Source organism: Enterococcus sp. LJL51, assembly GCF_054871795.1.
Map to the genome: position 1 here is coordinate 1 of NZ_JBTXLW010000029.1, position 23,903 is coordinate 23,903.

Genomic DNA, 23,903 nt, shown 5'->3' on the forward strand with positions numbered 1-23,903 from the left:
TCTTGATTCCTCCTTTTGGATTGGTTCGCCAAATTAATTCTAAAGGATTTCAAGGTGTCTTTTCTATTGTTTTGGAAAATAAAAAAGATATTGGTGGAATTCCACCAACATCAAAAAGTATAGAGCCGTTATTTCCTGCTTTTTGTTCCAGGTTCTTTTTTGAGAAAAAAACTTCGCAAACCAGCCTAGCGGATAAGCTTAGTTTTGCTTCTATAAATGGTAGAGTCAGTTTTTTTCATAGGTCCTATGATTCCAAAGAAAAATCCGCCTAAAACAATCCATATCTTCTTGCGGAAGAATAGAACTTATGCTACACTTCCGTTAGAAACTTTCGAAAGTAAGTTTCGTAAGAAAGGGATGAAGCAATGAAGGGTGTAAAGCCACAAAATATGAAATCCTATAATGAGCGTAGGATTATTGAATTTCTTTTAAGGGTCAAGAGTGCGACAAAGCCTGAGATAGCGGAAGCTGCTGGTATCAGCGTAACAACTGTCAGAAATCAGCTGATTGATTTGATTCAGGAAAAATCAGTAGAATCTTTTGGCGACCCTGAATCTATTGGGGGAAGACCAGCAGAAAAATATTGCTTATCCAGTCGCTTTGCCCCGTTTCTTTATATCGAATTTGGGTTTCAAAATTGCCGCTGTATACTTTTCTCATTGACAGGCAAGCAGCTGTTGACGAGAACAATTGAGCCAAACCAATTAGAAACAACTCTTATGGAAATATTGAAAAAGGAGCAGCAAATTGACTATATTGTACTGACAGTTCCTGGTATTCCTGTAGCTAACGGATTTATTTATGGCGAAAATCTGGAGCAGCGTCAACAATATACCTTTGACTTTTTAAGTAAATTTCCTTCCAAGATAAACGTGGAGATTCTCAATGATTTGAATCTTTCTGCATTTGGACAAGCTGCTAGCAACAACCTGATTAAGAACCTGGTTTATCTTTCTTTCAACAGCTGTGTGGGAACCGGAATCGTGATTGATGGAAAAGTTTATAAAGGGTATCAGCAGTTTGCTGGTGAAATTGGCATGCTAAGTAATGGAGAAAAGAATATTGATGAGTGTTTGGCGAGTGCAGATATCATTGAAAGAAAAAAAATAATTAATTACTTGTTGGAGCTGGTCGCCTTGTTAATTAGTCCGGAAATGATTGTTATTAATGATGAAGTGATACAGGAAAAAGAACTGATTGCCGGGATTAAAGAAGTCCAGAAAAAATTATGGACAAAGCCCATGATTTTGTTAAATCCTCCAATTGAGGAAAGCAATTATGCTGGGGCCATTCAACTAGCAATCGATAACTTTTTAGCAAAGGGGTGGGCCACATGACAAAAAATAAGCGAATGATTCTATTTTTAGGAGTTATTTATCTGACCTTTATCAGCTTGGGACTGCCGGATTCAGTAATAGGAGTAGCATGGCCGGTTATTCATAAAGATATTCACAGCAATTTAAGTGCAGCAGGTCTGATTGCTATGGCTATATCTATATGTACAGTAATCTCTAGTCTGCAAACTGCCCGCTTAATTAGAAAATTCGGTACAGCAAAGTTAGTAATTTTTAGTGTTTTGCTAACAGCAGCTGGTTTGATTGGTTTTAGTTTTACAAGCAGTTATTTGTTCTTTATTGTTTTTGCCTTCCCGCTGGGACTTGGAGCAGGTGCAATCGATACAGCGCTTAACGATTATGTAGCCCTAAACTTTAAAGCACACCACATGAATTGGCTTCATGGTTTTTGGGGAATTGGAGCTACTTTAGGTCCTATGATTATGGGAGCTGTTCTACTGAAGGGGGCAAGCTGGCGTACAGGTTATTTGCTTTTAAGCGGTATTCAGTTCTTTTTAGCAGTTGTTTTATGCTTTAGCCTGCCTCTTTGGTCCAAAGAAGACAAGACACCTGCGCCTCTAGCATCGAAAAAAGGTGCAGCAGATGAAAAAGCGGAACGTCCGCTGAAGCTCAGAGAGGTACTGAATATCCCAGGAGTAAAATTCTCTGTCCTTTCCTTCATTTTTTATGTGGGAATTGAAGCAAGTATGGGTTTGTGGGGCAGCAGTTATTTAATTGCTGTGAAAGGAATTGAAGTGGGTCAAGCAAGTTTTATTGTTTCAGCTTTTTATGCAAGTCTGACTGTAGGACGCATGCTTACAGGCTTTATTACCTTCTGGTTGTCGAACCAGCGAATTTTATTTTTAAGCGAGCTATTCATTTTATTAGGCGTGGGAATTGTTTTTATAAGCCCCGGTTATTTTACAGCAATGCTGGGATTTATCATAACTGGTTTAGGCTGTGCCGCGATTTTTCCAACCATGCTGCACGAAACACCATCTCGTTTTGGCAGTCAGAATTCTGGAGCCGTCATGGGCGTTCAGATCGGCTTGGCTTACGTAGGAACAGCAGGTCTTCCTTTTCTTTTAGGTATGTTGAGCAATGTATTTAATTTATCCATTTTGACCGCAGCATTATTTCTATTTGGTCTTATTTTGCTGTTTTCAACTATTCAGGTGGAAAAGACTGCTAAAGAGAGGAGAGCAACAAATGATTATAATGAAGAATCGGACATTTAACTGGCTGGATGAAACGGGAAGCGTAATTAAATCAGGTAATTTAACGATGGAAGCTACTCCACAGTCTGATTATTTTATTGATCCTGCCGATGGAAAAGAAGGGCTGAATGCGCCATTTCTCTATACAGAGCTCACAGGTGATTTTATTTTGAGTGCTAAAGTAACAGCAGATTTTGATGAAACTTACGACGGTTGTGGCTTGATGTTTCTAGAAAACACCCATTTATGGGGAAAGCTGTGCTTTGAACTCACCGATTTAGGAACAAAATCAGTTGTTAGTGTTGTGACAAACCAGGTTTCAGATGATGCGAATGGTGTAGAACTATCTAAAAAACAGGTCTGGCTTCAAGTCTCAAGAAAAGGACAGCTTTTTGCTATGCATTACTCCTTGGATGGCAGCGAATACCGCATGGTTCGGTATTTTTCGTTGCCCTGCAGTCAGCTATTGAAGGTAGGATTTGTTGCACAGGCTCCAATTGGTAATGGCAGACAAGCTTCATTTGAAGATATTCGCATCGAAGAATATGCACTTGAAAATATGCGGAAAGGGAAGTAGCCACTGTTTCTGTTTCAAAAAAACAAATCCGAAACATAACCAAAATACAGATTTTTAGTATGCCTAAAACTGAAAAACAGTGAGATATAGAGAAATTCTATAAAAAAAGAGTAAGTGGGACATAGCTTATTGAGCTATGTCCCACTTACGTGGAATCTGGATAAACGGTGGGAGCAGTAGCACATACCTTACTATCATCTGCGACGAGTAACCGCAGGAGCAAGACCTTCGGAAATAAGCCGAAATTCACAAAAATTTGAAGAACACCAGGTAGGAATCAGTCAACATCGACTGACTCACATTCGTGTTTTCTGTCATTTCCGTGAATCTCTTCTTGTTTCTCGGGACTAAACACTTCTGTCCTATCCTCTAATCTAAGTTTGCTTTTATATTAATTCCAATTGAACGTCAATATTTCCCTTAGTCGCTTTAGAATACGGGCAGAATTCATGTGCCTTTTCAAGGTAATCATGTGCAGTTGCTTTATCCAATCCCTCCATATGAACTTCCATGACAACACCAATTTGATACCCGCCGTCATCTGTTGTATATAAAGATACTCTAGCTTTAACTGTTGTATCTGATTCTACATTTCCTTCTTTTAAAACATGCTGTAAAGCTCCATTAAAACATGATGCATAACCGGCAGCAAATAATTGTTCCGGGTTGGTTCCTTCAGCGTGTACGCCAGGAGGCGTGATTTCCATATGCATGCTTCCGTTTGGTGCTTCCACATACCCTTGTCTGCCGCCATGATTTGTCATCGCTGTTTCATACATTTTTTTCATTACATTTTCCTCCGTTCATATCTATATCTTTATTGTATCGGCTAATAAGGATTCATTCAATTAATACGGCTCAATGCTTACTTTGAAGATAGGTATAAGATACAGCAGAAAAGAGAGAGGCAATGAATGTTGTAGCTTTTAAAGGTAGGAGAAGACTACCATCAGTACGTATCAGCACATTCCTCCAAAGCTTCATTTTACACATATGACTTAGTTAGTTGGTTTTACTCTGAAATGACAGAAATGCGTTGTTGGTAATGGCTTCCGCTAAGAGCTTCATCAATTACAGCGAGTGCGTAATCAGCATAGCTGATATAGCTTTTTCCATCTGCGGTTGTCTTGAATTCCTCGCCGCCTAGAGTGTAGCTCCCAGTTCGTCTGCCGTCTGCTTGGAAATCTGCCGCTGGGCTGATGTATGTCCAGTTGAAGTCGTTTCTTTTTTTCAGTTCATCTAAAGCTGCACCCATATTTTCAGCTAAGGGTTTAAATAAATCTGGAAAATCAGACTGGTCCATTAAGCGATTCTTGTGTTCCTTATCAAGATATAGACTACCGGCTCCGCCTACTACCAGTAGACGATTTTTATGTCCGCTAAGAATATCAGCAAGATGCTTGAGAGAAGAGCTATGAAGATGGAGCTGTTCAGGTGCCCAAACGCCGAAAGCATCAACAATAACATCGAAGTCTTTTAAATCTGAATAAGTCAGATCAAATAAATCCTTCGTTAAGACTTTATCTGCTTCAGACTTATTTACTTGTCTGACAATAGCTGTCACGTCAACCCCTTTTGCTAGAGCCTCCTTCACAATTAGTTGACCTGCTTTTCCGTTTGCGCCAATTACTGCAAGTTTCATTATTAATCCATTCCTTTCAAGAGTTATTTTTTAATTGATTTTCTAATTCTATATACTTATAATAAACACATAACAATCTTTTGTGAAGTAAGCACTTAAAAGTGCTATAGCATCCATTTGGATACTAATGGAAAAGGAAGGGATTATAATGAATAAATTGCCGGATTGTCCTGTAGAAACGACGCTTTTATTTTTCAATAATCGCTGGAGAGTTCTAATTATAAGAGAGCTAATGACTGGAACAAAACGCTTTGGCGAGCTAAAACGCGGGATAGGCCAAATATCTCAGAAGGTATTAACCAGTAATCTTAGAGCGATGGAAGAGCTGGGATTGCTTACTAGAAAAATATATGCGGAGGTTCCTCCCAGAGTGGAATACACCCTAACTGATACTGGAGTGAGTCTGGAAAGTGTTCTAAATGTGATGGACGATTGGGGAACGGCATATAAGGCTAAAATAAATTCATAAGAAATGAAGGTGTTGCAATGACACATCGATTGATTGCACATGTACTGCTTAAACAAGGAGAAAAATGGCTAGTTATCAAGCGTAGCACTACTAAACGCGGAGAAGCTAATGTTTACGCAGGCTACTGGGATCTTCCCGGCGGCAGGGTGGAGCCAAAGGAACTGCCTTGTGAAGCGGCTTTAAGAGAAACGATGGAAGAAACTGGGCTGACTGTTAGGCTAAAGAACATTCTTTCAGAAGACAGCACCTTTGATCCGATAAAAGAGCAAGTCTTTACTCGATTGATTTATGCAGGGGAAATGATTGACACTACACAGGAAATAGTGCTGGATAACGAAGAGCATACAGCATTTCGCTGGATTGGGGACTTAGATGAGCTGGCTGAAGAAAAAACACTATTTTATCTTGACAATCTAATTCCTAAAATCTCTATTTAAAAAATTAGCTTTTCAACTCTAAAATGAACTAAATTTAAAAGAACCAAGGAAGCCTATAATATCGAGGTCTCCTAGGGTTCTTTTTTCTATTAATTGGTAAAACTCTTTGATATCAGCAAAAACTAAGGGTATAATTAATGAACTCTAAGTTCGGAAAGGATTGAAATAATGGACAAAAAAACTGCCCTCGAACAATTCCACAAAAACCAGCTGTTGCTGACCGCAGAAGTACTTTTTTTAAAACAAGGAGTTGAAGCAACCACACTAGATCAAATAGCTAAGGAGGCTGGCTATAGCAAAACTACGCTTTATACATACTTTAAAAGCAAACAAGCTCTTTTTTATGGGACGGCCTACGAAAACATAATAAGACTTAAACAAACACTCGCTGAAATTGTTCAGTTGGAAGCAGATTTTTTTGATAGCTATTTTTCTTTTTGTCAGACACTCGCGGCCTACCAAGAAAATTATCCTATTTATTTTTCTGCTTTGCTACATCCTGAAGTAGAGGCTACAGAAACTTCTCAGCTTAATAATTTTTTAGTGGTTGTTGAGGAGCTTAGCGACCTACTCGAAGCTTTACTGAAAAAAGGAGTAGCAGAGGGAAGGCTTTCCGACTCTGTGAAGTTTCCAGAAATCGTTTATATCCTTTGGTCTGCCATTACCAGCATTATTTCAACAGCTGATCAAAAAGCGGCTTGCTTATCTGAGCAAACTAGCACTGATAAATCTACATTCAGATATTATGGATTTAAGATGCTTCTGCAAGGGGTTATTTAGCAATAGGAAAGAAATTGAATAAGATAAAACAAAAAGTTTATTTTTAATTCCTTTTGAAAATGATTGGAAAAATCCAAAAATCCTTAAATAGTGATAATAGAAGCATTGCAATCTTATGAAATAAAAGCTATTCTTTACTATAAGAGTATTTATAGAAATTACTTTTGGAGGAAAAGAAAATGGGGTTTTATACAGATGTACAGCTGGTATCTGGTATAGAAGAAACTGGGGAGGGGCGTTGCCATTTTGAGGTAACGTTCACCACTGATACAGATAATGATAAAAAAATAGAACAGATAATTTCCAAAGGATTGAATCTTTTTCAAAAAAGGAATAAAGCAATTAAGATTGAAGACGGCTATATAGAATTTTTTGAAAATCAAACAGTAGTATTAAAAATAGAATGTTCAAGTAAAGCCGGACTAACTTCATTTGACCAGCGCCATCTTCAACAAGAGCTGAAGACTGTTTTTGACTTGTTGAAGTCTGGTACGCAACTATCTCCTCAACAGAAGACAAGTGCTGGAAATCAGATGAACGAAGAGCAGAACCAGCAATGGGACCGCTGGAAAAAGGGGCTGGAGGAAAACATGTCTGCCCTGATGACTGAAACGCTTCAAGATTATCAACAAACGATGAAGCAGGAAATTACTGTGCAGCTGGAAAACATTCAGGCTGAAATGAAGGAAGAAATCATAGGCTCTCTTGCAGAGCTTAAAGAAGACTTTGAACAAAATTATACAATTGCAAACAGGGAGCTACTGGCTTCTCAGGCGATTAAAACAGAAACGCTACAAAACGAATTAAAAGAACTACGACACAGAAATAAAACCGGCATTAGTAAAATGAAAAAACAGTTGGAATCTTTTACTGCTAGTCAAAAAGAACAGAATAACACATTGAAATCTTCACTGATAGAGGCTTATCAAACAATAGCAGCTGACCATGAAGAAAAAGCTGACTTTCAAAAAGATAAATTGTATGGTGAGCTGGAAGAGAATATGATTGTTTTAACTGAAGAGATTCATCAAGTAACAGCTGGTGTGAAAAAGCAGTTGGGAGCTGAAACTCAGAAAATCAATTCAGACATTCGACAGCTTCAGAATACTATGGCTGAACTAAAAAAACAGGCGGAACAGCCAGCAGCTTCTGAAAAACGTTTGGAAGAGATTACACAGGAATTAAGTGCTCAAAAACAGCTGTTAACAGCTGCAGTTGAAGAGATAACTAACAGTCATAAGAATCTTTCCGAGCAGGTTGAAAAAGCCGCAGACGTTTCGACAGAGCGGATGGAAGGTGTTGCAGCTAGTCTTAGCAGTGTTGAAGAACAGCTGAACAGCAGCAAGACAGAAACTGCAGAGCAATTAGAACAGCTGAAGCATTTGGAGAAACTGTTGGAGGCACAAAAGACTAACTCCAGCTTTACCTACTTTACTAAAACATTGAACAATCAAGAAAAGCAGCTCCATACTTTAATTAGCGGTCTTGAAAAGAAAGAACAGCAGATCGCTGAGCGGATGGATGCTCTTGAAGGTACTTTGAGTAAAATCACTGAAAAATTAGCTGCTGTAGATACTCAGCTTTGCAGTCAGAGTGAGGAAAGTACTCAACTGCTGGAAAACGTTAAACAGTTCATTGAAGCTCCTCCACAAGAAGATCAGCAACTTGTTCAGCTAACTGAATTACTGAAGAGTGAAGAATCAGGATTTCCAGCATTATCTACTACTTTAGCTGAAAATAATAAGCTTTTTTACCAGCGGATGAGTGATGTTGAAGACCGGATTAAACAAACCCATGAGCGGATTGACACAATGGATCAATCTATCCTGTCTCACTTGGAGAACAGTAGTAAACCAGTGCTTGATTTTGATAAACTTTTAAATACGCAAAATGAAGAAGTGAAACAAAAGGTTCTACAGGATTTGATTAATAATCAGCAGGCGCAACTAACACCTATGGTTCAAACGCTTGAGAAAAATAACCTTAAACTGAATCAAAAGCTTTCAGATGTTGAGAAAAACATTGATCGTATTTCTGAAACAATCGCGAACATCGATAAGCGTGTTGCTGAAAAAACACAGGAACAGACAGAGCCGACAACAGTGATTGAAGAGCTGTTTGTGAAAAAGTCAGAGGATATTCAAAAAAATACAGCTGATGCTCAGAAGAAGCAATGGGAGCCTATCCTGCAATCACTAAAAGAAAGCAACATTTTATTTAAACAGAAGCTGCAGGCCTTTGAAAAAGAAATTGAGAGTATAACTGGTAAAGTTGATGGCATTGAATATTCAATTACTGACTTTATTGAAGAAAATGGAAAAACAACCACTGACATGAGCAGAATGCTTATTGAACAGAAGGAAGAGCTCCAACGCTTATCTGGGGGAAAAGTCACTACAGCAGTGCCGCTGTCAACACAAGCATTAGTCAAAAATGAACCTGTAGCTAAAGAAAAGGCCTTAAAGGTTGAACGTCTTTCAAAAGAAATATCTACAGAGAAAACGAAGCCAATCAATGAAGCTAATTTGTCCAAGTCAGAAAAGGACGAGACAAAAAAAGCAGCTGTTTCTGAAGATACGTCCGCTGTTACAGAAAAACCAGCGCCAGTAGAAAAGGATTATAAAGAGTCGACAGCAATGGAGAAGAAGAAGCCGTCACTTGTGGAACTTGTTGATAAAAAAGCAACGGATAAAACTGACAGCAAGCAGCACAAAGATATGACGGAAGAGGAAGCTACTCCAACAAGAAAACTGTTCACTGGAAATCGTTTCTTAGCAGATTACGAAAAAGTCAAAAAATTATTTGAGGAATCGGATACAGCCGGTGCTTCACGGAAAATGGTTCGACTCAATAGAAGCGAGTATAGAAAAGCGATTGTTTCTGTTAATTATATTGAATATCGCTGGGAAGTTGTTTCTGCTCATAAAGAGCTTTTTGATGGGTACAATTTGAAAGAATTCAAAGAAAAAGCTGAGCATGTAGACGAATTCCTGGATTCAATTGACTCTACTAATCGTAAAGAATCGCTATTCAACCAAAATGCTCTACGGATAAAAAATTCCATCTGGAAAACAGCACAAGCCTATCACTGGCTAAGCATCTATCTAGAGGAAATCATTTCTAAAGAATTGTTAGAATAAGCTATAGCTTTAAAAAGGGTTATACACCCGTTTGTATTGATAGGTTAAAAAAGAAAACAAACATAGAACTTGGAACAAAAAGCAGGGGATTGATGCTTTTGTTTCAAGTTCTTTTTTTGAAAAAGGAAAATAATGCGAATGATTTGGTAGTTGGCCGGAAGCCCCTTGGCAAAAAGCGCCATTCCAGTGCCGTCTACGGTTACTTGATGCAGTTTGAGTCATACAAGTCCTAAATCGAGTCAAAACAACAGACTCCGTTTATTAATTAGCTAGTTATCCAAAAGGCATGCAGTGTTTTCTGATTTGAAATACTGGCTTAATCATAGAAAGTATGCTATATTTTTCAGTTGCACTACTTTAGCGAATAAGAGGGGGATGCTTTATGAGTAAAGAGGAATTGCAGAAAGAAAAAGCATATTTAGCTGTGGTATATGGTGAGCTGCTCGAAACAAAAAGCAGATTGACAGAATTACTAAAACAAGCGAAAGAGGAAGGAACTGCTGCATTAAGTACTATCACAGAAGATATTCGCTTAAATTTTGACAGCTATTCAGATAATCTGGATACTTTTTCAATGATTGAGCTGAAAAACAGAGAAATCGATCAAATGAATATTCGTCTGCAAAGTGCCGAAAATGAATTGAAGCGAGTCGAGGCGCTATTGAAGTCTCCTTACTTCGGAAAAATTTCTGTTGATTATCTGGATGAAGAGCCTTTAGAAAACTTCTATATTGGCATCAGCGGATTCACTAATGATGCTGAAGAAAGTAGAATCTATGATTGGCGTTCTCCTATATCAGAACTCTTTTATAATAACGAGTTGGGAGATTCCAGTTATTCAGTCAATGAACGGACAATACCTGTAGCAATAAAAGGGCGCAGACAATTTATCATTGATAGAGACCAGCTCATCAAATATTTTGATACCTCCATTGCTATTCAGGATGATGTTTTATTAGAAGCATTAGAAAATAATTCAGAAGGCTATATGGCGGATATCACAGCAACTATTCAAAAAGAACAAAATGCAATCATCCGTGATACGACTAGTCCAGTAATCTTAGTCAACGGCATAGCCGGTAGTGGAAAAACTTCAACCATTATGCAGAGAGTTGCTTATCTGCTTTATCAGCTGCGTCAGAAAATTACTTCTGATAATATTCTGATTTTATCTCCCAACAATCAGTTTATCGACTATGTTTCCAAGGTTCTTCCTGCATTAGGAGAAAAAAATCCACTTAATTTGACGATGCTTCAATTTGTTCAAAACTATGCAGCTGCTGAGCTTGAAAATGAGGAGGAGCTTTTTGACAGGATCAGCAGCCATCCTGTTGATGCGCAGACAAAACAGCTGCGTAGTCAAGCATTTACAAACTTTGTTAAAAACGCTGATTCACTACTGCTCGCTCAACCTGATTTCTTTACTGAGCTTAGCTATCGCGGCAAGGCAGTAATTTCAAAAGAAAAGCTCACTGAGTTATATAACGAAACACCAAGCTATAGTAAACTTATTGATAAACTCCAATCAGTAAAAAAAAGCTTAAGCAGCTACTGGGAACGGCGCTTGATAAAGCAGGCACGAAGTCCTAAAATCCAGAATCAAATTCTTTCTTTGAGTGAAGAATTGCAGAAAAAATACTTTGGTGAACTGATTTCAGATGATTCTGAAGATAGTATTTTTCGTTATGGAAAGAAGCTGCTGCAGAAAAAATATGCAGCAATAGGAAGAGCAATTCGGCAGAATCGGTGGATCAATAAGGAACAAATTTTCCAAACAGTCTATACCAGCTACAGCAGCGAGAAATTTCTTCCTCAGCATTCTGGGCGATTAACTTTAGATGAAGGAACGGCATTCTTATTGGTTGAACACCTGCTGATTGAAAAAATTGACGTGCCCCAAATGCAGTTTCTACTAATCGATGAAGTACAGGACTACACTCAAGTCCAACTAGACTTGCTCATAGAGCTGTTTCCTAAAACAGAATTTACTATGGTAGGTGACGAGAATCAGGCAATTTTTAACTCAACTACACCATTTGAGCAAATTCAAGAATTATTTAACGCAGAAAATAAGGCCGTACAACGTTATGATTTGCTTAGCAGCTATCGTTCCAGTGGTGCAATTACAAAAACATTCGGTCAGTTCGCTTCAGAGGATACAAAAATGACGATTGTCCCTGTGCGTAAAGATGGACAGGCGCCTCAGCTTCATTCTTTCAAAAATCAGGAAGAATTTTTAAAATTATGTAAAAAGCTTCTTGAAGAAACTAATGGTGAGGATTTAACCATTATTACAAAAACAGAACAGGAAACAGAATCGCTTAAGGCGGATTTTGAAAATAATTCCGTGGATAATGATACTGAAAGGATAACAATCGTACCAATCAGCCTCTCAAAGGGATTGGAATTTGATCATGTACTAATTTATGATATCTCTGAAGAAAAATATCACTCTGAAAGAGATAAAAAAATTCTCTATACAGCAATTTCCAGAGCCATGCAAAGCGTCTATTTGACTTATTCAGGTAATCTGAGTAAGCTGCTTGCGTTTATGCAGTAAGCAAAGCTAACCGAATGAGCTCACAAGAATTTAAATATCGTTCATAGTAAACAGAGGGTCTGGGACATAAATAAATTCCCAGACCTTTAGCTGTGCCTAAATCCGATAAAACGGTGAGGCAGAAACTACTCCTTCGATAATGAGCTGAAATTTAGCAAAAAATTTATGGAGCATCAGATAGGAATCAGTCAACATCAATGATTTACATTCGTATTTCCTGCCATTTTCACAAATCCCTTTTTATTGCTTAGAATCACTGAGGTCGAGACAAAAGTGTTTAGCTTCGAGAACCAAGTAGGTACTGTTCAACATCAGCTCATCCCTCGCTGTGTTTCACAGCAATAAGACGAATTATCCGAAAATTGTCAAGAAACACTACAAGGGAACCGAGTAGATGTTGATTGATACCTACCTGGAGCTTTTCATATTTTTGAGATAGTTCGGCTTATTTCCGAGAACTTCAACTCTTAGTGCTTTTAGCACTTAGAGGTTGATGCTATCGGAACGAAGTGTAGTGAGCTACTTTTGGAACGCCGTTTATTCGGATTTTAGAGAAAGAAGAGTTTGGGCATTTACTTATGTCACAAACTCAGATGCTGAAAAGTACCTGATTAGTGCTTGAAGCTAACCATTTCTATCTCAACCTCTTTGTTGTTGTTTTTAGAAGTTGAAACGTTTAAAATAAGAGAAGAAGGGGAACGTATTTTCTGTTTTTAATAGAAACAGCAACGATTCCCATACTATTCACTCATACAAGTATGGGATAGTAAAACATTTTAATTGGTCCTTCACAAGAATATATCAGGGAATGAGAAAGGATGTACGAGAAATGAATCGAATTAATTTAATTTGTTTAGGTGTAAGAGATTTACCAAAGTCTTTAAAATTCTACAAAGGCATTGGCTTTAAAACTTATGAAAAAGAGGAGCAGCCGGCAATTGTCTTTTTTGATAATCAGGGAACCAAACTCGAGCTCTATCCTCTTAAAAACCTTGCTGAGGATATTAATCAAGCAGCCCCGCCAGAAACAACTGATAGCTTCGGGGGCATTACTTTGGCGATTAATTTAAAATCCGAACAAGAGGTGGACAATCTGATGGAGGCTGTTCTTGCTAATGGAGGTACCATTGCCAAGCAGCCTCAAAAAGCGCTCTACTGGGAAGGTTACTCTGGTTATTTCCGTGATCCTGATGGGTATTATTGGGAAGTAGCTTACGGTCGAAACTGGCGTTTTGATGAAAACGAGATGTTAATAATCGATTGAAGATTTATCGACTTAATTCAGGTAGAAATCAAAACTGCTTTGGATATTTTAGAAAAAATATTAGGAGAAAGAACATGGTATTTAAAATAGAAAGAATGGAGCAAAAAACTGCGGTACAGATTGCAGATGAATGGAAATACCCTGGCGTGTATGCTTTTTATGATATGACTGCTGATCCAGAGGACTACGAGGAGCTGATTCATCCTGACCAGCGTGGAGATCACTATTTTCAAGTTTTCATGCAATGAAGAGCTGTTTGGTTTTTTCTGTGTATTTCAGGAAAATCATTCCGAAACGATTGAATTTGGTATGGGAATCAAGCCTGAGCATACTGGACAGGGATTAGGACAAAAATATCTGGAAGCTGTTCTCGTTTATTTAATAGAAAATTATTGCTTTACAAGCATTCGTTTAGCTGTTGCCGAATTTAATCAGCGGGCTATTACTCTTTATAAGCGTTTAAGCTTTGAACCCGTTAAGACTTATCAACAACAGACCAATGGCAGCAGTTATCTATTTCTTATCATGGAAAAAAATCAAAAAAGTAAGGAAGCAAAACAAAGATTAGAAAAACCATTTACGATTATAGAGTTTGAAGAAAAAACGCTTGTTGGAATTTCTACCTTGTCAGAAGATGAAACTCCAGACATGTCTTTGTGGGGCAGATTTTATAAAGACTGCTACCCTGTTATTCTTGATAAGTGCAGCGAGCAGGTTTATGAGCTGTATACAGATTTATCTAAAAGCTCAAGGGATTGTCAAATTTCTATTACCTGTGAAGCAGGAGAAGAAGCAGCTCTCCCAGCCCATATTGAGACCCATAAAATTCCTAAAGGAAAATACACATGTTTTGTTGTTCGAGGTGAGGTCTATAAAGCAGTACCTGAATTCTGGGAGAGTTTTCATTCGAGTATCCTGCCATTTAAACGCACCTATCTATGTGATTTTGAAGAATACCCAAATAGCGAGACAAAGGATGTTGAGCTGAAAATTTATATAGGAATCCACTAAATTGTTGACTGAACTATCTCAAAGAAAAGTGTTACAGAAAATAGGATTACACCCGGTTTCCAGAAGATGTGGGTTAGGTATATTGGCTTTGGATCTTACCACTATAATTGAATGATTGGAAACTCCTTGTGCTTAGGGGATAAGTCGAAGCCTAATCGTGAGAGATAAAAAATCGTTACAAAAATACTGTTTATGCAAGCCACAATACTGGAGTACTCATCAAATTGACCGTACTCCAGTATTGCGGCTTTAATCTGAAAATAAACCTGTTTGGTATAAATGCTGAACAGTCTGCAGTTTTTCGATGTTGCTTCGATAATGCTTCATGTAGAGAACTGAAAAAATAGTATTTAATAGATAATCGAAAGCCGTTTGGGAAGCAAAAGTGGCTATTTTGGCAAAGTCATACTCAACCTGTGGGATGACAATGCGAATTGAGGTCAAATCAAGTAGGGGAGAGTTCTTATTTCCAGTCATCAGTATACTGGGAATAGCGTTCTTCGAAAAATGAGTGAGTATATTGCTATGCTTGCTATTATTGCCACCGTATGACAGAAAAAGAGCACAATCCTTTGCTGTCAGATTTGCAGCAGTCCATTCCTCATCACCGTACTCTTCAGCCAAAATCGGAAACAGGTTGATTTTCATTAGCTTGTTTTGAAAGCTTCTTGCTGTCAATTGAGAATCGCCTCGAGCAAACAGAAAGATACGCTCTGCCTGTAAAAGCATTTCTACGGTTTCATCAATAACTTTTCCATTAATTTGAGATACTGCTTGTTGAATGGATACGGACATCAGCTCGCCCATTTTTTGAGCAATTTGTTCTGAGCTATCTTGTATATCAAAAGGGAAATTAGGATTTATAGTATCCAGAGAGCGGGAATAGCTTGGAATGATTTCAACAATAGCGGCTTTAAACTCCTTATATCCTGAGAGACCAAGCTTTTGACACAGACGGATTACCGCCGAACGGGAAGCAAAGGCTTGCTCAGCAAGTTCATTAATACTTAGACGAGGAATAGCGGAAAGGTGTTCGAGAATATATCCTGCTATTCTTTTTTCTGTAAAAGTGAAGGTTTGCTGATTTTTTAGATCATCTATTAAAAACATACTGCACCAGTCCTTTCAATGTAATAAACAGTTGTTACTCTCATTTTATTCACATAATTGGACATAAGTTTCAGCTAAAACATAGACTCCATCAATAAACTGGAACTTATTTCCAATATTGTGCGAATTGGTTTTTAATTTTTTAGAATTACTTATAATCATAAGTATAACAGAACTGGAGGTTAGACTATGCTGACGATTGCTTATATTGGCAATGGCAAAAGTACAAATCGCTACCATTTACCATTTGTCGCAAAACTAAATGATAAAATTAGAGTAAAGACCATCTTTTCACCATCAGGAAAGGTTACATGGGATATGCTGCCGGAAACAATGTATACGACAGAAATCAATGATATCCTTAATGATCCTGAAATTCAGCTAGTGGTTGTTACCACCCCGGGGAGTCTTCATTACCACTACGGCAAGTTGCTTTTAGAAAATGGTAAAAATGCTCTAATAGAAAAACCATTCACGGAAACAGCAGCTGAGGCCAAAGAACTTTTTCAACTGGCTGAGGAAAAAAATCTGTTTATTCAATGCTACCAGAACCGCAGATTTGATTCAGATTTTTTGACTGTTCAAAAGGTTATCGAAAGCGGCAAACTAGGAGATATTTTAGAGGTGGAGATGCATTATGACTATTTCCGTCCAGAAATCCCCGAAGAAGCAAACTATTCACAAATAAACAGTTATCTATATGGGCATGGCTGCCATACCATTGATCAGGTTCTGTCTTATTTTGGCGAACCAGATGCCATTCATTATGATGTTCGACAGCTTTTAGGTGAAGGGCGGATGAATGACTACTTTGATTTGGATTTTTACTATAATCGAACAAAAGTATCTGTGAAATCCAGTTATTTCCGTTTGAAGGAACGTCCTAGTTTTGTTGTTTATGGGAAGAAGGGCTCCTTTGTGAAACAGACTAAGGATCGCCAGGAAGAGCATTTGAAGCTGTTCTATCTGCCTAATCATCCGGATTTTGGTATTGATTTGCCTGAACATTACGGCGTCTTAACTTATATGGATCATGATGGCGTTTATCATGAGGAGAAAGTAATTTCAGAGGTTGGTGACTACAGCCGAGTCTATGAAGGGGTGTATCAATCAATCATCCATGGAAAAGAGAAGATAATTAAGGATAAAGAAACCCTTTTACAAATGAAAATTTTAGAAGAAGGAAGCAGCGGACTTAAATAGTATCTGCTGCAATAATTTATCAGAATAGTTAGTGGCGTGCTTTTGCACTCTGTTAACTATTCTTTTATTTTCCAGTACTATTTTTTTCAAACAAATGAAAAAAATCACAAATTATAGTTTATAATAAAGTGGGCATGATGGAGTTGCATTACGAATGGAGTTAAAGGGAGTTTCTGAATAATTGACAGAAAATTCTATCAAGTTCAAAAAATGGATTCTAACAATCTCACGTGTTCATGTTATTAGATTTACAAAGTATATGTGTAAGCAGGGGGAGTTTATGAGTAAAAAAATGTTTCTTAAGATACCCGAGTGGTGGAGAAAAGTCATTCAAATTTTGATTTTTGTCACACTAATGCGGATTGGTCACCGAGTTATTATACAGCCGATTCTTGATTTTATTTTTCAAATAGGACTACAGACAACAGGCTTTGGTGTACTGTTCAATAATAATATGCTGAGCTTTTTTATGACGCCAATCGGCTTTTTGTCTGGTCTCGTGATGATTCTTCTTTTAGCCGCTATCAGCTATTTTGAATTTTCTATAATTTTAACTTTTATTGCTGATAGAAAAGAGAATCCTAAACCATCATTAATCAATATAATCAGCAATTTTTCAGTGTTTAAAAATAGTGTAAAGCCAATTAGCATGATTAGTTTTTTTATTTACACCTTTTTATTCCTGCCGATAACCGGCTTAGGTTATTCCAGTCTTGTTTTTCCTTATTTTCGCATACCTAATTTCATAACTGGCGAGCTTGGAAAAAGCAGTATGGGAGCGATTTTAATTGGTTTATTTTTCGCGTCCTTATTTTGTCTTTTCTTCCTCACAATTTTTACCTTACCAATAATGATTATTGAAGGGGGATCTTTTTTAAGTGCTGCGAAAAGGAGTATTCTTCTTGTAAAAAAAGAGCCGCTGGCCGTAGTCAAGCTGATTGGTTTTTATCTGATTGTTTTTGGTCTTTTTAAACTATTGCCTGAGTATTTAGTTACAGTAGGCTATATTCCAGCTACACTTAGCGAGCTGTTTAATAACTCGAGTTTACTTCCATCATTGAACAGTTTTTTAGCTTGGACAGGTTTCTTAGTGTATTCGGCAAGTCAGCTGTTTGTAAGTCCTGTATTGATTATCCTTGTCTCTGAATGGTACCTCAATTTGTATAATCAGAAAAATCAGGGAGCAGGCGAAAGCTATTCATTTAAACGAATAAAAAATATATTCTCAAAAGCCGCTGGCAATCGTCGGTTTCGAAATGTGTTCATCTTATTCACTGTCTGTTCCACTTTTTTATTTCTTTGGCGTTCTTCCGAGGAGGGAGAAGGACTTCACCAGCCGATTGTTATCGGGCACCGAGGGAGCAGCTCCGGTGTAGAAAACAGTCTTGAAGCTATTCAAGGAGCTATCGATGCTGGGGCAGAATACGCGGAAATCGACATTCTACTTTCTAAGGATAGTGTACCGATGGTCATTCATGATGATTCCCTGCAGCGGTTAGCTGGTCAAAATCTGTATGTGTATGATTTAACAGCAGCAGAGCTGCAAGACATCAAGCTACAGCAAAATGGATTTCAGGCAACAATCCCCACACTTGAAGAAGTGTTGAACTATACCAAAGGAAAAATCAATCTTGCAGTCGAGCTTAAAAGGCATAATAAAGAAAAAGAAAATCTTGTAGATGTAGTAGCCAAAACCATGAAAAAACATGGAGCATTGGAGTCTGCGATTTTCTTGTCTCTGGAATATAAATTAATAAGCGAAATGAACCGTAAGTTTCCTGAAACAATCAGTGGTTATTGTATTTTCGGCGGGTTAGGCTACTTAAGTCCGGATATCATTCGTACAATGAATATTGATTTTGTTTTTATTGAAGAATGGATGGCAAGTAGAGAAAACTTGATGGAGTTTCGCAGAGCTTGGCTGCCAGTCTATATTTGGACTGTTAATGACCCAAATAATATGACTACCTATTTAGAGGCAGGTGCTTCTGGTCTGGTAACGGATTATCCCATGCAGGGAAAAGAAAAGGTGGCAGACTTTAATGAGACTGATGAGCGTGTTTATTTAGATGAATACTAAAAATTGCAGCCACTAGATATTCAAAAGATTTCAGCTATCTATTTTTCTGGTAGTAAAAAGACGAATGATGATTAGGGGAAGAACGATGGACATAATTAAGCTAAATCAAGCATTAGCTGCTCAGGTTTTGACACTCACTATGGAAACAATCAAGGAATGTTATCCAAAGTATTATCCAGTTGGAGCGGTGGATTTTTTTCTAAAGCATCATGAATTATCTACTATAATTAAAGACATTGACGAAGAAAGAGTCTATGGAGTAATGAATGAAGGGCAGCTACTCGGAACAATTAGTATTCATCAAAATGAAATTTATCGTCTATTTGTTCTACCTAGCTATCAAGGTCAGGGAATAGGTCATTTGCTGATGAACTTTGGAGAAGGGGTAATCGCCAAATCTTTTTCTGTTGGAACAGTTGATTCTTCACTTCCAGGAAAAACCTTCTACCTAAAAAGAGGGTACCGAGAAATGAGCTATCACACAATTTTAACTGAGAATGGGGATTTTTTATGCTACGATGTAATGGAAAAGAGGTTCTAACAGTCCCCATTTTGAAACCGTCTTTAATACCTGTGCTCTTTACTTAAAGCAAAGAAGCACTAATCAAAATAAAGTCATCTAATGTTTATGTTTTTGTAGCTTCATATTTGATGGTTCATTCATTGAAGGAGGAATAATATGGTTCGAAAACGAGGTATCTCCTTGATACAGTTGATTTGACAGGCATTGTATCAAGGGAAAAAGTATCTATCCTGTCAAGCCGGCTGTATCATCCTTAAAATATGACCATTTAATACTAAGGAGATGCAGAAAATGACTGATATAAATTTAATAGAATCTTGGCTACAAAGTGAGCAAAACCAAAAAAACTTTTCAGGGTGGGATTTTTCTTATTTAAAGCAAAAATATACCCAGCAGGAACTCCCCTGGTGTTATAGGAAATTAGTTTCAGATTATTTAAGACCTGATTTAAAGCTGTTGGATATAGGAACTGGCGGGGGAGAACTACTGAGCTCATTTAACCACCCTTTTGAAAACACCTCTGTTACTGAAAGCTGGCTGCCTAATTACCAATTGCTGCTTGAAAGGCTAAAACCTAAAGGAGCTGTTGTTAAATTCGTTGAGTCAGATGAATCTTTGGATTTCCCTGATAATTCATTTGATTTAGTACTAAATTCTCAAGCATCTTTTTCATTTTCAGAGGTAAGAAGAGTATTAAAAAATCAGGGACTTTTTATTTCTCAACAGGTAGGGGATTTAAATGGGCTGGTTTTATCTTCTCAACTGATTCCAGGATTTAATAAACCATCCTTTGATTGGCATCTATTTCCTGTGCTGGAAAAATTAAAGCAAAACAACTTTGAAATCCTATATAAAAATGAAGCTTATCCTTTTCAAAAGTTTTATGATATGGATGGTTTGATTTATTATGTAAAAACAATTCCATGGGAATATTCCGGTTTTTCAGTAGAAAAAAATCTAAATGAGTTACTTTATCTTAATGATCAATTACAGCAAAATGGGTTTATCCAGAATCAGCAACATCGCTTTGTGTGGGTTGCCCGGCTGCAAAAAGAAACGGGCAGGGAGACTTCAGAAAAATAGCAGATAATTAATAAAAAAATTATTTATGAGGTGAGAATATGGAAAAATGGTTGTATGTTATGTTTATAGAAAAAAGCAAGACCTATAACAGAATAACAAAGGCAATTGTGGAGGAGCATGTCGAAAATTTAAGAAGGCTGGATGATGCTGGCTATTTGGAATCCTGCGGTGTATTTAAAGGATACAAAGGAGTGGCAGGAATGGTCATCTTAAAAACTGAAAGCTATGAAGCAGCGGATGAGCTGTGTAAGCAAGAGCCGCTTGTTGTTGGAGGCTATGCGACATATTCACTTAAGACAATGCAGGTAGCAGACAGAGAAAATAACTATTTGCTGTAATACTCTATTGATGATAAGTACAGCATAAATTAAAAAGAAACTGTGATAGAACGGGACTGGCTAAATGAATAAGACGGAACAGGCGAAAATAACTCCTATTTTCATTCTGTTCCGTCTTTATTTGATTTTAGGGGAAGGGGAGATATCACTATTATGCCATACATCCTTATACCCTCTAACTGTCCATTCTTGGAAGGAGGGATTTCATAATACGAAATTGACTGGCTATTTGTTCTTCTGTAATTCCGCCAGTTAACGCCAGAATTCCCAAACCTTCAATAACAAACATATAATTTTCAGCAATTTTATCAAGAGCCTTATCCTTTAGAATATTTTGTCGAACTCCTAAATAAAGAATTTCCTGAATCGTTTGTGTTGTCGTTTCCAGTTGAGACTGCTGAAACTGATAGGCCTGTTCGGACTTGTGTGTAAAATAATACTCATACATCGGACGCAGAAGACTGCTGTCAATGTGGTTTAATAAACGATCCTTGTGGCTGGCTAAATAAGTATCCAGTAATTCCTCAAAAGGAACATTTTCCTGAACGGCTGAGCGGATACCGTCAAATTTTCGCGTAGTACGCTGCTTTAGGGTTTCAATGAAGATTTCATCCACTGAGTCAAAGTAAAGATAAATCCCGCCGCGGCTAATTCCGCATTCCTCAATAATATCCTTCATTGTAACATCAATCAGACCTTTTTCACTAAATACTTTTCGGGCACTTTCCAGAATGGCTTCCCGTTTCATCTTTCGACGTTCTTTATTTGATTGTTTTACCATAAAATCACCTCTAATTAATGACACGCGTGTCATTATATTGTATAATCCTATTATGACACACGTGTCATTGAAATTGCAAAGTTATGTTCCAAAGGAGGAAAAGAAATGAATACAAAAACTAAAGCTTACCGTATAACAATCAGAGCTGTACTGACTGCCCTTATTATTTTACAGACAATGGTTCCATTTTTAGGCTATATACCTTTAGGAATCACTAGTCTAACGATTATTCATATTACAGTGATTGTTGCTGCAATAGTTTTGGGAACAAAAGACGGCATGTTTATTGGTTTAATGTGGGGGATTTTTACAATTATCAGAGCCTTTACCTCTCCCACAACACCTCTCGATACACTAATTTTTACCAATCCGATTATCTCTGTACTACCTAGAGTGCTGGTTGGATTAGTCGCTGGATTTTTGTTTCATTGGCTTTATAGCAAAAATAAAAAAATTCTACCTGCTACAATTACTGCTGCCGTATTTGGAACATTAACAAATACTATACTTGTTCTGCTCTTTATGGGTTTATTATACACTACTCCTTTAGCAGCTGCCTATAGCGTTGACCCTTCTGGTCTAATAGCAGTACTTGGGGGAATTGTTGTAACTAATGGGGTTTCCGAGGTAATCGGAGCTGTGATTATTACACCAATTATTGTACAAGCACTTTTTAAAGCGACTAGCTTACGTCCAGAAAGTTAATTTATTTGTTTAAAACAGACCAATCAAACCTAAAATGATTCGTCTGTTTTTTTGCATCTCATCAGAAATAAAAAGCGGTTAAGTTAATTCGATTATTTTCTTAAACCTATCGACTTTTACTCTATTTAATGAAATAATTTAGCTATATAAAATAAAGAATTACTAATTTATCCAGCGAAATGAGTAGTAGAATGCACGAGAGGAAGCAGACGTGGAAAAATCCGGAGTAAGAAGCCGCATATCTGTGGAAACTAACGTTTTTTAAGTGCTCCAGGATTGAATCTTCTACAAGAAGGTTGCTAAAATCGTCGGGCAGAACATTTGAACAATTATCGCCTAGCGATGAAAAGAAGAAGCCCGTAGTATTCAGACTAGTAGAGCTAAGAACTACATTTTTTGAATAAACAGTATGGGAGGAAACATATGAAAAATAGTCAAACATTTTTTGAACAATTAATAGCTGAATTTGCTACAGTGGGGAAACAAAGGAAAGATATTAAAGCTGCTTATATTATAGGATCTAGAGCTAGAAAGAAGTGCCCGGCTGATCAATGGTCGGATCTAGATATCTTAATATATACAGATGAACCCCATTACTATCTAGAATCTTCAGAATTTATTGCTCAGTTCGGAAATATCTGGAGCTCCTTTCCCACAAAAACCTTAGGAAATGATCCTGAGCGGTTAACCTTGTTCGAAGGAGGGCACCAAGTAGATCTTGTAGTGAAAACAGGGGAAGAATATCAGAAACAACTGGCTTCAGGGGAAACTCCCTGGTTATTTAAACGCGGTGTTCAGCTGATTCTTGATAATCAAGGACAAGCTGCAGAACTTTTACCGAAGAAAACAGTTATACCTGAAAAAATGCCCTTAAATGAACCAGCTTTTACGCAAGTCAATCAGATGTTTTGGTTTGTGACCATGTATATCAGCAAACAACTTCTTCGAGAAGATTTGTGGTCAGCCAAGGCTAGAGAAATGGACTACAAGAATATCCTGCTCCAGATGATTGAATGGTATGAGCAGTCTCTTCATGGCATTGAATATGATACATGGCACGGCGGCCGCTTTATTAGCGAGTGGGCCGAGCCAGAAGTATATGAAGCATTGTTTGATATTTTTGGCGGCTTTGATTTAGAAAGCAGCTGGCAAGCACTGATTCATTCAGTAGACCTTTTTGCCCAGCTAGCTGAAAAAACAGCTGAACTCAATCATTTTACCTATGATAAAGCCTTACAGGAAAATATTAAACTATGGCTTAGCGAGCATCAGCCTGTATAGAGTTAGTTTAAAGATACTAGAAGATGGGACAGTTAGTTATGTTTCAAACCTATCTATTGCTAAAAAAGGGAGTGGGACATAATCCACTCTCAAAAAGAAAATAAGCTCGATTTTGATGATGAATGTCAAAATCGGGCTTGTTTTTTTTTCTTCCCTTCTCTTTCTCTCCATATATTTTCCTAATTTTCTTAGATTTAGTGCCATGAGAGCCAAACCAACATCAATCTTCGCTCCTTGTTTTCCACGTAAATGGAAACGATGGAACGCCAAATGAGCCTTTAGATGCCCAAACACTGGTTCTACATCGATTTTCCGTTGTCGATAAATCGAACCTGTTTTTTCATCTGAAAGCTTCTTCTTGCATTCTG

General features: G+C 37.5%; 24 protein-coding genes. 19 read left to right on the forward strand and 5 right to left on the reverse strand.

Annotated elements, in window-relative coordinates; all coding sequences use genetic code 11:
• The 4 genes from ACYSNQ_RS17445 to ACYSNQ_RS17460 all read left to right on the forward strand — a co-directional run.
• The coding region (locus ACYSNQ_RS17445) for a hypothetical protein (protein WP_426084848.1) at positions 1–272 on the forward strand (272 nt) is incomplete at its 5' end.
• 93 nt (positions 273–365) lie between these two features.
• Positions 366–1,337, forward strand: a complete 972-nt coding sequence (locus tag ACYSNQ_RS17450; RefSeq protein WP_426084849.1) for an ROK family protein — start codon at positions 366–368, stop codon at positions 1,335–1,337.
• Positions 1,334–2,572 carry an MFS transporter gene (locus tag ACYSNQ_RS17455; RefSeq protein WP_426084850.1) on the forward strand — a complete coding sequence of 413 codons (1,239 nt, stop codon included), beginning with the start codon at positions 1,334–1,336 and terminating at the stop codon, positions 2,570–2,572. The genes ACYSNQ_RS17450 and ACYSNQ_RS17455 overlap by 4 nt, the downstream gene beginning before the upstream one ends.
• A complete protein-coding gene (locus tag ACYSNQ_RS17460; RefSeq protein WP_426084851.1) occupies positions 2,544–3,128 on the forward strand; it encodes a DUF1349 domain-containing protein in 585 nt (194 codons plus the stop codon). Before ACYSNQ_RS17455 ends, ACYSNQ_RS17460 begins: the two co-directional genes overlap by 29 nt.
• Before the next feature lie 386 nt (positions 3,129–3,514).
• Here ACYSNQ_RS17460 and ACYSNQ_RS17465 read toward each other — a convergent pair whose 3' ends face one another.
• Together ACYSNQ_RS17465 and ACYSNQ_RS17470 are read right to left on the reverse strand one after the other, a co-directional pair.
• Positions 3,515–3,916 (reverse strand): organic hydroperoxide resistance protein, encoded by a 402-nt coding sequence (locus ACYSNQ_RS17465; protein ID WP_426084852.1) that lies wholly within the window; start codon positions 3,914–3,916, stop codon positions 3,515–3,517.
• A 224-nt stretch (positions 3,917–4,140) separates the two neighbouring features.
• Positions 4,141–4,770, reverse strand: a complete 630-nt coding sequence (locus tag ACYSNQ_RS17470; protein ID WP_426084853.1) for an NAD(P)-dependent oxidoreductase — start codon at positions 4,768–4,770, stop codon at positions 4,141–4,143.
• 148 nt (positions 4,771–4,918) lie between these two features.
• On the opposite strand from ACYSNQ_RS17470, the gene ACYSNQ_RS17475 reads away from it, so the two are divergent.
• The 8 genes from ACYSNQ_RS17475 (at position 4,919) to ACYSNQ_RS17510 (ending at position 14,431) form a co-directional block, all read left to right on the forward strand.
• Entirely contained in the window at positions 4,919–5,239 is a 321-nt protein-coding gene (locus ACYSNQ_RS17475; protein WP_426084854.1) for a winged helix-turn-helix transcriptional regulator, read from the forward strand.
• 17 nt (positions 5,240–5,256) lie between these two features.
• Positions 5,257–5,676, forward strand: a complete 420-nt coding sequence (locus ACYSNQ_RS17480) for an NUDIX hydrolase (RefSeq protein ID WP_426084855.1) — start codon at positions 5,257–5,259, stop codon at positions 5,674–5,676.
• A gap of 168 nt (positions 5,677–5,844) precedes the next feature.
• On the forward strand, positions 5,845–6,456 hold the full coding sequence (locus ACYSNQ_RS17485) for a TetR/AcrR family transcriptional regulator (RefSeq protein WP_426084856.1): 612 nt from the start codon (positions 5,845–5,847) through the stop codon (positions 6,454–6,456).
• A gap of 179 nt (positions 6,457–6,635) precedes the next feature.
• Entirely contained in the window at positions 6,636–9,596 is a 2,961-nt protein-coding gene (locus ACYSNQ_RS17490) for a hypothetical protein (RefSeq protein WP_426084857.1), read from the forward strand.
• A 382-nt stretch (positions 9,597–9,978) separates the two neighbouring features.
• Positions 9,979–12,156, forward strand: a complete 2,178-nt coding sequence (locus ACYSNQ_RS17495) for a HelD family protein (protein ID WP_426084858.1) — start codon at positions 9,979–9,981, stop codon at positions 12,154–12,156.
• 829 nt (positions 12,157–12,985) lie between these two features.
• On the forward strand, positions 12,986–13,420 hold the full coding sequence (locus ACYSNQ_RS17500) for a VOC family protein (protein WP_426084859.1): 435 nt from the start codon (positions 12,986–12,988) through the stop codon (positions 13,418–13,420).
• A gap of 74 nt (positions 13,421–13,494) precedes the next feature.
• On the forward strand, positions 13,495–13,668 hold the full coding sequence (locus tag ACYSNQ_RS17505) for a hypothetical protein (protein ID WP_426084860.1): 174 nt from the start codon (positions 13,495–13,497) through the stop codon (positions 13,666–13,668).
• The gene (locus ACYSNQ_RS17510; protein ID WP_426084861.1) at positions 13,634–14,431 is read left to right on the forward strand and encodes a GNAT family N-acetyltransferase; all 798 of its coding nucleotides are present in this window, start codon (positions 13,634–13,636) and stop codon (positions 14,429–14,431) included. The genes ACYSNQ_RS17505 and ACYSNQ_RS17510 overlap by 35 nt, the downstream gene beginning before the upstream one ends.
• Before the next feature lie 249 nt (positions 14,432–14,680).
• Here the strand turns inward: ACYSNQ_RS17510 and ACYSNQ_RS17515 are convergent, their stop codons facing one another.
• Entirely contained in the window at positions 14,681–15,541 is an 861-nt protein-coding gene (locus tag ACYSNQ_RS17515) for a MurR/RpiR family transcriptional regulator (protein ID WP_426084862.1), read from the reverse strand.
• A gap of 189 nt (positions 15,542–15,730) precedes the next feature.
• On the opposite strand from ACYSNQ_RS17515, the gene ACYSNQ_RS17520 reads away from it, so the two are divergent.
• From ACYSNQ_RS17520 to ACYSNQ_RS17540, 5 genes are all read left to right on the forward strand, one after another.
• The gene (locus ACYSNQ_RS17520; RefSeq protein ID WP_426084863.1) at positions 15,731–16,744 is read left to right on the forward strand and encodes a Gfo/Idh/MocA family protein; all 1,014 of its coding nucleotides are present in this window, start codon (positions 15,731–15,733) and stop codon (positions 16,742–16,744) included.
• 280 nt (positions 16,745–17,024) lie between these two features.
• Positions 17,025–18,824, forward strand: coding sequence for a glycerophosphoryl diester phosphodiesterase membrane domain-containing protein (locus ACYSNQ_RS17525; RefSeq protein ID WP_426084864.1), 1,800 nt, complete (start codon positions 17,025–17,027; stop codon positions 18,822–18,824).
• Between the two features lie 85 nt (positions 18,825–18,909).
• A complete protein-coding gene (locus ACYSNQ_RS17530) occupies positions 18,910–19,365 on the forward strand; it encodes a GNAT family N-acetyltransferase (protein ID WP_426084865.1) in 456 nt (151 codons plus the stop codon).
• A 273-nt stretch (positions 19,366–19,638) separates the two neighbouring features.
• Positions 19,639–20,430 carry a class I SAM-dependent methyltransferase gene (locus ACYSNQ_RS17535; protein ID WP_426084866.1) on the forward strand — a complete coding sequence of 264 codons (792 nt, stop codon included), beginning with the start codon at positions 19,639–19,641 and terminating at the stop codon, positions 20,428–20,430.
• Between the two features lie 38 nt (positions 20,431–20,468).
• Complete coding sequence (locus ACYSNQ_RS17540; RefSeq protein ID WP_426084867.1) at positions 20,469–20,768, forward strand: YciI family protein; 300 nt, start codon at positions 20,469–20,471, stop codon at positions 20,766–20,768.
• A gap of 175 nt (positions 20,769–20,943) precedes the next feature.
• On the opposite strand, the gene ACYSNQ_RS17545 is transcribed toward ACYSNQ_RS17540, so the two are convergent.
• Positions 20,944–21,549 (reverse strand): TetR/AcrR family transcriptional regulator, encoded by a 606-nt coding sequence (locus ACYSNQ_RS17545; protein WP_426084868.1) that lies wholly within the window; start codon positions 21,547–21,549, stop codon positions 20,944–20,946.
• Positions 21,550–21,654: 105 nt separating this feature from the next.
• On the opposite strand from ACYSNQ_RS17545, the gene ACYSNQ_RS17550 reads away from it, so the two are divergent.
• Together ACYSNQ_RS17550 and ACYSNQ_RS17555 are read left to right on the forward strand one after the other, a co-directional pair.
• A complete protein-coding gene (locus tag ACYSNQ_RS17550; RefSeq protein ID WP_426084869.1) occupies positions 21,655–22,254 on the forward strand; it encodes an ECF transporter S component in 600 nt (199 codons plus the stop codon).
• Positions 22,255–22,677: 423 nt separating this feature from the next.
• The gene (locus ACYSNQ_RS17555; RefSeq protein WP_426084870.1) at positions 22,678–23,535 is read left to right on the forward strand and encodes an aminoglycoside 6-adenylyltransferase; all 858 of its coding nucleotides are present in this window, start codon (positions 22,678–22,680) and stop codon (positions 23,533–23,535) included.
• A gap of 36 nt (positions 23,536–23,571) precedes the next feature.
• Here the strand turns inward: ACYSNQ_RS17555 and ACYSNQ_RS17560 are convergent.
• On the reverse strand, positions 23,572–23,903 hold a 332-nt coding region (locus ACYSNQ_RS17560), incomplete at its 5' end, for a transposase (RefSeq protein ID WP_426084871.1).